The following is a 13,380-nucleotide window of genomic DNA, read 5'->3' on the forward strand; positions in this document are numbered from 1 at the left end:
ATGCGTGATCGAAGACGTAGTCGAGGGAGCAAGCATGTACGACAGGATCGCCTCGGACCACCCGCGTCCGTCCGGCATGGAGTTCGCGCCGCCGCCCCTCGCCGCCGGTACGGGCGCGCTGCCCTTGGCGGAGCCCGTCGAGACGGGCGAGAACCTGGGCTCAGGAGAAGGGACGCCGGTACGGGAACGGCCCACCGCCGAGATCCACGGCCATGACAACCATCCCGAGGCGACTCCCTTCCCTCCGTTCGCGGCCCCCGGTGTCGGCCTGAAGCAGGGCTGCTACCAGCTGACCATCCGCCCCACGCCCGCGCTGGTGTCGTATTCGGGAACTCTGCGGGTGGAGCGGAGAGGCAGCAGCACCACTGCGAGCGGGGACCTCTACCGCTTTCTCAACCTCCCGCTTGCGCTGCAGGCCAACGGGCACGCGGGAGCGGCCGAGGCGGGCCACTCACCGGCGGTCCTCGCCAGCCTCGACCCCACGGCACTGGGGCGCCCCGAGATACCCATCCACCCGAGGAACAAGTACTACTCCTATCTGAAGGTGACCGGGATCCGGCAGAGTCCGCCGCTCCCGCCCGGACCTCACCTGGTGACGCTCACCGTCGAGGAGTACTGCTACACCCAGCCCTCGCCGGGCTCGTTCAACGGCACGTTCCCGGCCGGCCCCAGCCGTACGTTCACGATGGTGCTGCACCCCGTGCCCACCCTTCCGATCCTCGGCGGGCCCACGTTCGAGGGGAGCCTGATGGAGGCGGGGACGCCCCGGGCGACCGTCACCCTGCGGTGGATCTCTCCCCACTACCGGCGTGCCACGGTGGAGGTGGACACCCTGACCGGTGCGGTCGGGCCCCAGCCGACGCCCGACGCGTCCGGCACCGGAACGGAGGGCATCCGCACCGTGTTCGCCTCCGCCAACTGGGACGTGACGGTCGAGTACGACCAGATCGAAATTCCCGTGCCCGACGGCGTCACCAGTACGACCTGCTGGAGCCATGCCGACCTGCACCAGCTCATGCGGGCGGTGCGCAAACCGACGACCGACCTCGACAAGGAATGGCGGTTGCACCTCGTCGTCGTACCCGCGCGAATCGGCTGCGGCCGTGGCGTCATGTACGACACGGTCGATGTGCCGAGAGAGGGCGTGGCCAGCTTCTGCGACGACGGCTACCCCTCGACCGAGTCCCCCTTCTTCGGTTCCGCGGCGGACCAGCGGCAGCGTGACGTGTCGCGGGCGTTCCTGCGGAGCGCCTGCCATGAACTGGGGCATGGCTTCAACCAGGTCCACCAGGAGCAGGAGGGCGGTGCCGACAACTCCATCATGACGACGACGCCCAGCGTCGCGAACGTGCTGGGCGGCCCTCCCGGAGTCTTCCCCACGGACATCGTCCTGGCGTTCAACGAACACGTCCGGCACCACCTGATCCACTGGCCGGACGTGGCCGTACGCCCCGGTGGGCTGACCTTCGGCTCAGGGCACAGCACGAGCGTCCCTTCCGCGGACCGACTCCTCTTCAGCCCCGACGAACTCCACCTGAAGCTGGAGGTGGACCACGACAAGATCGACCTGGGCGAACCGCTGCGCCTCTCGTGGAGGCTGTCCAACCGGACGCGCCTGCCCATCCCCGTGCCCTCCGACCTCGGTATCGAGGCACAGCACGCGTTCATCAGGATCACCGGCCCCCAAGGCCGGCAGAAGACACTGCGCTCGATGGTGATCCGCACGGACCACGTGGCGCTGAAGCCCCTGGAGGCGAACAGCGCCCGGGGAGCCGAGGCCAGGGTGTACTGGGACTCGGACGGATTCGCCTTCTCCGCACCGGGCCGACACCTCGTCGAGGTCGAACTCCTGTGGGTCCAGGGCACGGTTCCTGTCGGGGCGAGAGCGACCGCTGACATATGGGTGAACTACCCCCAGTCCCGCACGGACAACGACGTCGCCGCCATCCTTCTCCACCCCGAGGTCGGAATGTACGTGGCCCTGGGCGGGGCCGCGCACCTGCGGGAGGCCGTCAACCGCCTCGACTCGGTCGCGCGCATGGCCGGGTTCGAGAACCAGCCGGAACCGGGCGCGCTGCGGGGCTACGAGGGCATCACGCCCGACGCCCTGGTGCACCGCTGACGACCAACGCGAGGCTGCCCGGCGGCGTGCCTCGACTCCGCTCTCACTCCCGCGCGGCATGCTCCTTGAGCCACCGCAGCAACGCCGCGAACTCCGGGGACATGTCCGTGTCCGACTGGACGAGAACGGACGAGTGGCCGCCCTCCTCGACCGTGATCGAGTAGCTCATGGCATCCGGTGCGCGCCTGCGGGGCTCCGGGTCTCCCCCAGCCGCCGGAACGGCCGCGGCCACCAGCCGGGACAACTCGGCCGCAGCACTCTCGGGCAGGGCGTGGGTGTCCACCACGTCCGGCGGGAGGCCGGCGAGTACCGGCGCCGCCAGCCCGCCGTGCGTCGCCAATGTGACCCTCATGGCACCTCTCAGCCATCCGCCGCCTGCGCTGTTCACGCAGAGGAACCCGGCGTCGGCCGTCAGACACCTAGACGTCAACCGCCGGCCGTCACACGTCCCTTGAGCGCGGCCACCTCCCGGCTCAGCTCCTGTACCTGGGCCGTCAGCGCCCTGACTGCCGTGGTCGCTTCCCCGTTCTGGCCGGCCGTGCGACTGCGCGCCCTTGCGAGCCCGGCCGAGACCCCGGTGATCGAGATGCCGACCTCCTGCCACGCCCCCAGCACGGCCATCTGTTCGGCGCTGCCGGCCTCGTACAGCTCCTCGGCCTTCCGGTACGTGGTGTCCGCGAACTCCTGGAACCGTGTCTCGCTGTTGGACGCCTTGAGAGCCTCGTACCAGATGAGTCCGGGTGCCTCCCACGAGTATCCGCCGATGGTCGCCGACGCCAAGTAGAACGCCTTGTTCGGAATGCCGGAGTTGTAGTGCACCCCACCCCAGTCTCCCTCGTAGGTGTCCGGCATGTTGACGTACTTGGACATGTGGTCAGGCTGGGGGTCCTTGCCGAACTTTTCGACGTTCCACGCATGCCCGGGAGCCTTCATCGATCGCAGCGCGTCGGCCTCGATCTGTGGCGTGAAGACCTCACGGCCGATCAGCCAGTCCGCCTGCTCGGCCGTCTGACTCAGCGTCCACTGCTCGACCATCGCCCCGAACACGTCCGACATGGACTCGTTCAGGGCTCCGGACTGGTTGTGATACTCGAGCCCAGCGGTGTGCTCGCTCACCCCATGCCCCAGTTCATGGGCGATCACGGAGATGGAGCCCGTGAGGTCGGAGAAGACGCGGCCGTCCCCGTCACCGAACACCATCTGGCGCCCGTCCCAGAACGCGTTGGCGAACTCGTAGCCGTAGTGGACGTATCCGTCCAGACGCATCCCGTGACCGTCGATCGAGTTCCGCGCGAACACCCGCTGGAAGAAATCCCGCGTCTTGCCGAGCATGCCGAATGCCCGGTTGACGGAGACGTCGATCGACTCCGGCCCGTCCTCGGACCGCGCCAGAACCGCGAAGGGCAGAGACGTGGTGTTCCGGCAGTCGTAGATCGTCCTACGAGCGTTGCCGGGAGTGGCGACACCGGGGAAGGCTGCTCGGACCGCTCGCTCGCCCCGCAGGTGGGCCGTGGTGAGCATCGTGTTCAGTGCGGCCTGGCGGACCTCGCCGTCATCACTTTTGAGCAATCTTTCGAGCAGATACGGAGGGGTTATGCAATGAGGGGTTATGCAATGATGTCGAAATTCGCTGGTCATCGCGATACTCCTTGAATCAGGGGGAGTCTGTTCCTCGCTGCGGACCGACGGGACCGTAACCATTTCACCCATCGTGGGCTCATGGTGTGAGCTGCCTCACATGCCCATCATTGCACGTTCCGGGGTCGACGCCACATCGCGTTTCGCTGGAACGGAGCGGCCTCAAAATTGCACCTTCACACAAACTCGTGCAACGGCCAATTCGCGCCCACCGCTCGTTTCCAGACCGACCGTCAGGTCCGTACCTGGCCGGCGGAATGCTCACACGACGTTCCAGTCGTGGCCCTACGGCCACGATGAAGGAATTAGGGCTCTCGCGTCCTTGAAAGGTCCACTCGGTGATCCACAAGTAGGTTCGCTCTTCGGTGTGGTCCTTGACGATCACATGGCGATCGTCATGCAACCCCGCCCTGCGGTCCGTGAACGTTCGCGCAGCAGGAAGAAGTTCTTCGGCGGCGAATCGAGCGAACGCGTTCTCGTCCGCCTCAGGGCGCAGCGTGATGTGATGAATGCAGATGGCTCTGCCGGCGGTGCGATTCCGCCCCGATGGGCTACACGGAGCTGCTCCCGCTCCCCGTGGTGCCGCGTGCGGCCTCTCGCACGGTGTGAAAAAATTGAAGGTAGTTCCTGAGAAGCCCAGTTGCCTTGACCGAAGGCGGGGGCTTCGAACGGAGGTGAGAAACATGGCGGCCACTGATCCAAAAGCCACCCACGGAATGCTGGTGGTCGGGGAGGAGACGGCGTACCTCTCTCACCTGCCCATGTTCATGCGACCTCACGACTTCCAGGTCCTGCTCGAGGCCACCTTCACCAACGATGCGGGCGACGCGCAGCAGGTGTACGTCGACGACCGGCGGACGACCGGGACAGCTGTATACACACTGAGACCCGAACGCTTCGTCCTGACCGAGCTCGTCGGCGAAGACGGGCAACCCGCACGCACGTCGTTCACCGGCACCCTGTTCCGCGGCCACTTCGAACGCGGCGGAACGGAAATCCTGGACCCGGTGACGGTCGACGTACGGCACGTCGTTCACTTCCGGCGGTTCGACCGCCACGCCGTCCGCCCAACGGACCTGACCTACCTGGCCTTCGGCAAGGCTGACGAGCGATTCCTCGCGCACCTCGTCACCATGCCCCCGGACTTCGACCACGTCGTTGCGATGCGGCAGGCCCCCGGTACCTCGCGTGCCGAACTCACCGACGAAGTGCTGCGGAAAGGGCCGGCTCTCACGATCGCCGCGAGGCCCGACGGCCCGGACGGCAGACTGCGAGAGGGTGACCAGGTCACGGCGGGCTTCGTCGGCGAGGGGCCGGCCGGAAGCGACCTGCGGCTCGTCACGGGGCGGGAGTTCTACCTCGAGGAAGGGGAGCTGGCAGCAGGGGGGCACTCACACTGAAACCCGGCGTCACAACATGAGGATTGCACCCCCCGAAACATGTGCAGGAGCGATGTCATGCGCTTGCTTCCGGCCGAGATCAAGGTCAATGTCGAGGGCGATGTGCCCGGTGCGCTGTCGGCTCTCGGGAGTTCGCGGGGTGCGCTGACATCGCGCCGGATCTGGTTCGCCGAAGACCGGCAAGGGGCCGCCGAGGGGCGGGTCCTGTTGTTGGACAACGGCGTGATCGTGCGCTTCAGACTGGGCGGCGCATCGGAGGATCTGACGGTCAAGCTGCGTCCGTGCGAGCAAGAGCAGCTGGTCGGCCGGTTCTCCGACGCCTTCGAAGCGGGACCCTTCACCTACCGGATCGAGGAGGACTGGTCGAAGAACGGCCGCGTGCGGGCGGCCTCTCTGGTACGCGACTGTCCTCCTGGGACGCTTGGCGACGCGGTGGAGCGGGGAGCCGATGCCGGCGCGGCGACGGACGCGGTGCAGGAGCAGTTCCTGGATGCCTGTGCGCCCTCCGTCCCGCTCGACGGGTTGGTCGCGCTGGGGCCGGTCCTGTCGACGAAGATCGAGGACGTCCCGCTCGACGACCTGAAGGCCGATCTGGAGGTGTGGTCGGTGACCGGCCTGGAGTTCCTGGAGGTCTCGATCCGGGTGAAACCCAAGGACGAGGACGACCGGGAGACGTTCACGGCACGGGCCGAGCGCAAGCAGCGGAGACTCCAGGAGGCGGTACGGGAACGCGGGGTGCCCCTCTCCGAGCACCCCGAGAACAAGACCCGCCGTGTACTCACCGCCTTGGTGTCGGCCGCAGGCCGGCTCGCCTGACCGGTCCCCTCAGCGTCGTCGGCTGCTGCCGAACTGGCACATCCGATGAACTGACCAACCGGTCAAAGAGACACCCTCCAGCCGTCGAGCGCGGCGACCAGCAGGGCGACGGCCGCCAGATCCGGCACACTCCGAAGGAAGGCGACGGCCTGCCCACCCGCGAACTCGCGTTGCGCCTCGGTCACAGCGGGATCGACGGCCGTCTCGGCCTGCACATGGACGTAGTTGAGGGCCGTGGCGAAGAGCATCGAGAACGACTCCGGGCCGGCGATGACGGCCGGGCCCCCGGCACCGCGGTAGGCCCGGGCCAGCCGCCGCGCGGATTCGATGTCCACCTCGTTGCCGCCCGACCAGACGTGGACGGCACGCGCGAACTCCCGTTCCGCCGAGACCGGCCCCGCGTTGTCCCAGTCGAGGAGGACCGGCCCGTCCGGGCCGACCAGGACGTTCTGGGGCTGGAGGTCGAGGTGCGAGGTGACGAGGCCGCGCGATTCCGACGGGGTGACCCAGTGGGCCAGCGAGGGCGCGGACGTGGCGATGAAGCCGCTGAGCTCGTCCGACCAGGGCAGGCCGGCGTCCCGCACCTTCTTGAGCACGTCCTCCCACTCGGCGTCGTCAGGACACCGCTCGTACCAGTCGTCCGGGGTGTCGACTGCGCCCTCCCCGGCCTGGTGCAGCAGCGCCATGGTCCGGCCGAACCAGTCCAGGACGTCCGGGTCGGAGGCGTCCGCCGGGTTGCCGTCGACCCAGTCGTACAGCTTCACCCAGGAGCTGCCGCTCGGGGAGTCGAGGCGGGAGACGTGCGCGCCGTGCCGGCCGGCGTGGAGCCGGGGCGAGGCGATGCCGAGGCGTTCCGCGGAGTCCCGTAAGGCGGCCTCGCGTCGGACTTGGGCCTCGTCACAGCCGAAGAGAAGCTCCTTCACGGCCCACGAGGAGCCGTTCCCGGAGAGCTTCCAGATCTGGCCCAGGGCACCCCGGGTGACGGGCGTCATCGTCCAGGGGCCCGTGCCGAGCGAGTAGATCTCGGCTATGGAGCCGGCTGTGTCACGCATCGGGGATCCTCTCCTCGCGGGGCCAGTTCAGCAGCAGTGCGTGCAGGGCGTCGATCGCCCGGTCCCAGGACGCCTGGACGTCACGGGGTGCGCCGAAGGCGCCGTTGGACTCCAGGGCGCAGTAACCGTGGAAGGTGCTGCGCAGCAGGCGCACCGCGTCGGTGAGGTCGGGTTCCTCCAGGCCGTAGGCGCGGAGCATGCCGTAGGTGACGTCGGCCGTGCGGCGCATCGCGGGGGAGTCGGCGAGGAGGTCCTGGTCGACGGGGATCTGCGTCGCCGCGTACCGGCCGGGGTGCTCGAGGGCGTAGGCCCGGTAGGCACCGGCGAAGGCGGCGAGCGTGTCCCGGCCGGCTTCCCGCCCTTCGACCGCCGCCGCGATCCGGTCGATCATCTCGCCGCCCGCGAGGAGGGCCAGGCGGGTGCGGAGGTCCTTGAGGTTCCGGACGTGGGTGTACAGGCTGGCGTCCTTCACACCGAAGCGCCGTGCCAGCGCGGACAGGGTGACACGCTCGAAGCCGGCCTCGTCGGCGAGGTCGGCTGCGGCCGCGACGAGGCGGTCGGGGGTGAGGCCGGCTCTGGGCATGGGGGCTTTGGGGGTCACCTCTCCAAGAGGGCCGCGACGGTGATGCCGCGTCGGTGTGAAGGTCCCACAGGCGCACGGTGATCGTAGCCTGAGGGCCAGCGGTTGCAGTGCCCATGACCAGGGCGGAAGTGAGAACAGCCGGACGTCGACCTGCCCTGGCACACCGTCTGAGCCGAGCCGCACTTCATCCCGGACCTCCGGCCGTGGCGGCGATGACCACGTGCACCCACCGCCAACGCCGCCACGGCACCGAAGGACACCGTCACACCGTCACACCACGCCGGCCGGGAACCCGCAGCCGGAACTCGAGGCATTCCACAGCCGCCCGTGCGGCGGCCACCGCCTCGTCGGCGCTCTCTCCCAGCGCACGGGCAAGCGCCACTCGGGACTCCGATGTCTCGAGCCTGCCGACCTCCGCACCCGGGCGCGCCAGAACAGCGACCTCGGTCACGCCGGGGAGCGCACGGGCCTCGTCGAGGCCGGACACGTCGTCGAGCACCCCGGCCGCGTCGAGCGAGGCGAACCAGATGGCCGAGCCGCTGCCCGGACGGTCCTCGGCGAGAGTGGCCCGGATGCCGGGCAGCACCTTCTCCCCCAGTGTCTGGCGGGCCGTGCAGTCGTCCACATCGACTCCGGTCACGTCGAGGGCCAGTGCCGGGATCTGGTCCCCGCCCATGCGGATGTGGGTCTCGATCAGACGTGGGCCCTTGTCGCCGAGTACGACCTCCGTGTGGGTGGGGCCGAACTCCACCCCCAGCGCGTCGAGTACGCCGCCCACATACGCGTGGATCTCCTCGCGCAGGCCGGCGGAGAGATCCGCGGGAGACACATGGCCGAGTTCGACGAAGGTCTCCGGATCCGAGAACTTGCGGGTGATGGTCACGACTTGGTGCTCGCCCAGCTCGGAGAAGGCCTCGACGCTGAACTGCGGGCCGTCGAGGAACTCCTCGGCCAGGACACCGGTGTTCGGCAGTCCGAGATAGCTGCCGCCGGCCTTCGCGAAGGCGTCGGCCAGCTCGCTCTCGTCCACCACCTTGGTGACGCCTGCGCTGCCCGAGCTGGAGATCGGCTTCACCACACAGGGCAGGCCGTTCTCCCGTACGAAGGCGCGCAGCTCGTCGAGGTCGGCGGCCCGGGCGCTGACGGTGGCGTCGACCCCTGCCTCGCGCAGACGGACCCGCATGGCCTCCTTGTCGTGGACCAGGGACACCGTGGCCGGACTGTGGGCGGACAGGCCCAGGGCCTCGGCTATGACCGCGTAGTGGTCCTGGTCCCGCTCGCCGAAGGTACCGATCCGGGTGAAGGGGTGCAGCGCGTGCACCGCCGCCGCCAGGTCGATCCACTCCTGCTCGGGCGCATCGCCGCGCACGCCGATGACCCGGGCGTTCTCGCCGGGGACACGAACCTTGCCGATGTAGTCCAGTTGACAGATCACCGTCGTACGGGTGCCTGGCTGAAGAGCGCGGATACGGGCGGGGAAGTCGCGGCCTGGGCCGACGATCAGGACGTGTTCGGACATGGTTGCTCTTCCTGTCTGTTCGCGAGGAGAGGGGAGGGGAGGAGGCGGGCCGCCGGCGGCCGGCGGGATACGCGGTGCCGGTCCGGCACTACTGCCAGGCGGTGTTCTCGTGCCACCACGCCATGGCTTCGGCGAGGAGCTTGCGGACCGACTCGGCGGTCTCGGCCTGGACGAAGAAGCTTGCCGCCCCGTCCCCGACGTGCTCCACGCCCTCGCACTGCGCCCCGGGTTCCCGCATGAGCGTCATCTCGGTACCGGGAACCGGGCACGGCCGGGCCGGTGGGACGAAGGCGCCGTGCCCGGGAGGCACGATGACCCAGCCGACGGCGGCCGAGGGGGCCGCAGGCTGAGCCGTCCGGGCGAGAGCCGAACCGCACTGCGCCCGAAGCCCTTCTCGCGCCAGCTGGACGCCGAAGACGCGCTCGTACTGCTCGCCGATCAGCGATCCGCCCGCGCGGCTGGCGATCTCGCACAGGACCGGCACGCCGTCCGGGCCGATCCACGCCTCCAGGTGGAACGCGAGCGCATGCGGAGCGGCGGGAAGGGCGGCGACCACGTCCTCCGCCATGCGCCGCATCACCGCCGTGCGGGGGTCCTCGGGCGCCAGCAGCACACTGCCGATGTGCAGTTCGTCGTGGATGCGCTCCGCGAGGCCACCGGTGTACTGACCGGGCCAGGCGTGCACGATCCGGCCGTCCCGCATGATGCCGTCGACATGGAAGAACTCTCCCGAGACGAAGCCCTCGACCATCCACTGGGCAGGCAGGTACGGCACGTCCGAGGTGCCCTCGCGGTCCAGGAACGCCGTGACGTCCGCCGGGCCGCGCAGGATCGCCACGCCCTCCGCGCCCGCGCCGAGGCGCGGCTTCACCACGACCGGGAAGCCCTCGGCCTCGATGAAGTCCAGCAGGTCCGCGGGGCTGTCGACCGGGGCGAACGCGGGCACGCCGATGCCGGCCGCCCGGGCCAGCCGCTTCATGACGACCTTGTCCCGGTACGCGGTCGCCGACGCCACGTCCTGGCCCGGCAGACCCAGGCGGGCCCGCAGCCGGGCCGCCCGGAGCACATCGCTCTCGCTGGTGCTGGCGACGAGTTCGGCCCCGTACGCGCGAGCGGTCTCCTCGGCCGCCTGCTCGGCGGACCAGCTGTGGTAGGAGTCCACCAGGCGGTGCATCGGGAAGTGCTCGGCCAGGACGTCCTCGGCGTCCGCCACCGCCTTGGGTGTCGTCAGCAGGATGACGTCGTCCGCCGTGCGGTCCAGCCACTGGTGCAGCGGGCGGGTGGCGAGGGGCTGGCGGGAGAGCAGCAGAATCCTGGGCATGGTTCACGTCCTCGCTGGGATGGGGGTGGTGACGGGACGCAGGTCTCCGTGCAGATGCACCAGGCTGTCGCCCGGCGCTCCGTGCCGTACCTGCTCGACGGCGCCCACCAGCAGATGGTGGTCACCCAGCCGGAGCTGCCGGTACCGGGAGCAGATCAGCCAGCTCAGACAGCCGTCGAGCAGCGGCACCCCGAACGGGCCCGGCCGCCAGGCGGTGGGAGGCGCGAACCTGTCACCGGACTTGGCGAAACGCAGGGCCAGATCCGCCTGGTGCGCTCCGAGCAGCTGGATGCCGAACCGGTCGCAGTCCTTGACCCGGCCCCAGGTGGCCGAGGTGTCGGCGAGCGTGACGGAGACCAGGGCCGGAGCGACGCTGACCGAGGTGAAGGAGGTCACGGTCACGCCCATGGGCCCGTCGTCGTCGGCGGCGGTCAGCACGGCGACACCGGCGGCGTGCGCCCGCAGCACGGACCGCAGCTCCGGCCCTTCGACGGTGACCGGGCGGTCGACGCTCACCGCGTGGCCCCGGACACCGCCCGGAACCCCGGCCGCGGCAGGCCCAGGTTCTCGCGAAGCGTCGTGCCCTCGTACTCGGTGCGGACGAGCCCGCGGCGCTGCAACTCGGGCACGAGCAGGTCGACGATCGCGTCGAGACCGCCGGGATGGTAGTCCGGCATGATGTTGAAGCCGTCGGCGGCCTCGTTCACGAACCACTCCTCCAGCTGGTCCGCGATGGTCTCGGGGGTGCCCAGCAGGAACCGGTGGCCGCGGCCGGCGGCGACGGACAGATACAGCTCGCGGATGGTGAGGCCCTGCCGTCTGGCCTGTTCGTAGATCATCTGCTGCTTGCTGGTGCTGCCCTCCGTGGCGGGCAGCTCCGGCAACGGGCCGTCCAGCGGGTACCCGGAGATGTCGACCATGCCGAGCTGGTACGACAGCATGCCGAGGCCGACGACCGGGTCGACCAGCGACTGGAGGGTCTCGTACCTGTCCTCGGCCTCGCTCTGGGTGCGGCCCACGACGATGAACGCACCGGGCAGGATCTTGACGTCGTCAGGGTGGCGGCCGTGGTCGGCGATCTGTTTCTTCAGACCGCGGTAGTAGACCTGCGCCTGGTCCAGGGTCTGCTGCACGGTGAAGACGACCTCGGCCCAGCGGGCGGCGAAGTCCTGGCCGTCCGGGGACGAGCCGGCCTGCACGATGACGGGATGACCCTGCGGCGGGCGGGCCACGTTGAGCGGGCCCCGCACCGAGAAGTGCTCGCCCCGGTGGCCGAGGACGTGCAGTTTCTCCGGGTCGAAGTAGCGCCCGGAGTCCTTGTCGTACAGGAAGGCGTCGTCCTCCCAGCTGTCCCAGAGACCGGTGACGACCTCCATGAACTCGCGGGCCCGGTGATAGCGGGCGGCGTGCTCGGGCTGCTTGTCCAGGTTGTAGTTGCGCGCCTCGGCATCGGTCGCCGAGGTGACGACGTTCCAGCCGGAGCGGCCCGCGCTGAGGTGGTCGAGCGAGGCGAACTGCCGGGCCACGGTGAAGGGTTCGTTGTACGTCGTCGACGAGGTCGCCGTCAGGCCGATGTGGGTGGTGTGGACGGCGAGCGCGGACAGCAGGGTGAGCGGCTCGAAGTGGACCATGCGGCCCTGCCGGCTGAGTTCGTCGGCGTCCTTGTACTTGGTGCGCACGCCGGCGCCGTCGGACAGGAAGACCATGTCGAACCTGCCGCGCTCCGCGGTCTGCACCAGCGAGCGGTAGTAGTCGAAGTCGAGGCCGCCGTCCGGCCGGGCCTCGGGATGGCGCCAGGCGGCTATGTGGTGGCCGGGCGCGGGCAGGAAGGCGCCGAGTTTCATCATGCGGCGCTGCGGGTCGGTCACCGGTGTTTCTCCAAAGGCTGTGGGACGGGAAGTGTTCGGGCGCGCGGGACCGTGCGGCATCGGGCCGGCGCGAGGCAGGGGGGCCGCCGTGCGGCAGGGTGTCAGCCGAGGCGGCGCACCGGGTTGCCGGCCAGGTAGGCCTCGATGTCCTCGACGGCCTGGCCGTAGTACGTGCGGTAGTTGCTGTGGGAGACGTAGCCGAGGTGCGGGGTCGCCAGCAGCCGGGGCGCGGTGCGCATCGGGTGGTCCCCGGGCAGGGGCTCGATGTCGAAGACGTCGACGCCGGCCCCGGCGATCCGCCCCTCGTGCAGCGCGGCGAGCAGGGCGTCCTGGTCGACGATGGCCGAGCGGGACGTGTTGATCACGTACGCCGTCGGTTTGAGCAGGGCCAGCTCGGGGGCGCCGAGCAGGCCGCGGGTGCGTTCGCCGAGCACGAGGTGGACCGAGACGAAGTCGCTGCCGCGCAGCAACTCCTCCTTGGAGGGGGCCAGGTGAACGCCGGCTTCGTCGGCGCGCTCCTTGGTGAGGTGCTCGCTCCAGGCCGTCACCTCCATGCCGAAGGCGAGACCCACCTGGGCCACCCTGCTGCCGATCTTGCCCAGGCCGAGCAGGCCGAGACGCCGGCCGTGGAGGTCGGCGCCGACGGTGGACTGCCAGGGGCCGCCCGTGCGCAGGGCGTTGTTCTCGGTGACGATGCCGCGGGCGAGACCGAGCAGCAGCGCCCAGGCCAGCTCGACCGGTGGGGTGGAGGAGCTCGTGGTGCCACAGACCGTGACGCCGTTGCGCTCGGCGGCGGTGTAGTCGATGACCGAGTTGCGCATGCCGGAAGCGACGAGCAGCTTCAGCCGGGGAAGGCGGTCGAGGAGACCGGCACGGAAGGGGATGCGCTCCCGCACGGTCACCGCGATGTCGAAGTCCGAGAGAGCGACGGCCAGTTCGTCCTCGGTGGCGAAGTGCTCGGTGAAGGAGACCACCTCCACCCGGTCCTGGACGGCGCTCCAGTCGGCCACGGTGGTGGCGATGTTCTGGAAGTCGTCGAGCACGGCGCAGCGCAGCCGCAT

12 protein-coding genes are annotated in these 13,380 nt (G+C 69.7%); 3 read left to right on the top strand and 9 right to left on the bottom strand.

From position 1 onward, the window contains the following. Positions 1-34 precede the first annotated feature (34 nt). Positions 35-2,122: a hypothetical protein gene (locus OHU35_RS33620; protein ID WP_405507994.1), complete on the top strand. Its 2,088-nt coding sequence runs from the start codon at positions 35-37 to the stop codon at positions 2,120-2,122. A gap of 43 nt (positions 2,123-2,165) precedes the next feature. Here OHU35_RS33620 and OHU35_RS33625 read toward each other — a convergent pair whose 3' ends face one another. Continuing rightward, positions 2,166-2,474, bottom strand: coding sequence for a protealysin inhibitor emfourin (locus OHU35_RS33625; protein WP_359888267.1), 309 nt, complete (start codon positions 2,472-2,474; stop codon positions 2,166-2,168). Positions 2,475-2,548: 74 nt separating this feature from the next. Then, complete coding sequence (locus OHU35_RS33630; RefSeq protein ID WP_189721459.1) at positions 2,549-3,691, bottom strand: M4 family metallopeptidase; 1,143 nt, start codon at positions 3,689-3,691, stop codon at positions 2,549-2,551. A 683-nt stretch (positions 3,692-4,374) separates the two neighbouring features. On the opposite strand from OHU35_RS33630, the gene OHU35_RS33635 reads away from it, so the two are divergent. After that, a complete protein-coding gene (locus OHU35_RS33635) occupies positions 4,375-5,160 on the top strand; it encodes a hypothetical protein (RefSeq protein WP_405507997.1) in 786 nt (261 codons plus the stop codon). 57 nt (positions 5,161-5,217) lie between these two features. Next, positions 5,218-5,976 (top strand): hypothetical protein, encoded by a 759-nt coding sequence (locus OHU35_RS33640; RefSeq protein WP_405507999.1) that lies wholly within the window; start codon positions 5,218-5,220, stop codon positions 5,974-5,976. A gap of 62 nt (positions 5,977-6,038) precedes the next feature. On the opposite strand, the gene OHU35_RS33645 is transcribed toward OHU35_RS33640, so the two are convergent. The 7 genes from OHU35_RS33645 to OHU35_RS33675 all read right to left on the bottom strand — a co-directional run bounded on the left by OHU35_RS33645 (position 6,039) and on the right by OHU35_RS33675 (position 13,380). Beyond that, positions 6,039-7,028: a phosphotransferase enzyme family protein gene (locus tag OHU35_RS33645; protein WP_405508000.1), complete on the bottom strand. Its 990-nt coding sequence runs from the start codon at positions 7,026-7,028 to the stop codon at positions 6,039-6,041. Then, a complete protein-coding gene (locus tag OHU35_RS33650) occupies positions 7,021-7,611 on the bottom strand; it encodes a TetR/AcrR family transcriptional regulator (RefSeq protein ID WP_189721456.1) in 591 nt (196 codons plus the stop codon). The genes OHU35_RS33645 and OHU35_RS33650 overlap by 8 nt, the downstream gene beginning before the upstream one ends. 262 nt (positions 7,612-7,873) lie before the next feature. Beyond that, positions 7,874-9,130, bottom strand: coding sequence for an ATP-grasp domain-containing protein (locus OHU35_RS33655; protein WP_359888261.1), 1,257 nt, complete (start codon positions 9,128-9,130; stop codon positions 7,874-7,876). Positions 9,131-9,218: 88 nt separating this feature from the next. Then, a complete protein-coding gene (locus tag OHU35_RS33660; protein ID WP_405508002.1) occupies positions 9,219-10,451 on the bottom strand; it encodes an acetyl-CoA carboxylase biotin carboxylase subunit family protein in 1,233 nt (410 codons plus the stop codon). A 3-nt stretch (positions 10,452-10,454) separates the two neighbouring features. Then, the gene (locus OHU35_RS33665; protein WP_189721453.1) at positions 10,455-10,967 is read right to left on the bottom strand and encodes a flavin reductase family protein; all 513 of its coding nucleotides are present in this window, start codon (positions 10,965-10,967) and stop codon (positions 10,455-10,457) included. Beyond that, positions 10,964-12,319, bottom strand: coding sequence for an LLM class flavin-dependent oxidoreductase (locus OHU35_RS33670; RefSeq protein ID WP_229872760.1), 1,356 nt, complete (start codon positions 12,317-12,319; stop codon positions 10,964-10,966). The genes OHU35_RS33665 and OHU35_RS33670 overlap by 4 nt, the downstream gene beginning before the upstream one ends. Positions 12,320-12,420: 101 nt before the next feature. Continuing rightward, a complete protein-coding gene (locus OHU35_RS33675; RefSeq protein ID WP_405508005.1) occupies positions 12,421-13,380 on the bottom strand; it encodes a D-2-hydroxyacid dehydrogenase family protein in 960 nt (319 codons plus the stop codon).

This window comes from Streptomyces purpurascens (assembly GCF_045040895.1).
GTDB lineage: Bacteria > Actinomycetota > Actinomycetes > Streptomycetales > Streptomycetaceae > Streptomyces > Streptomyces purpurascens.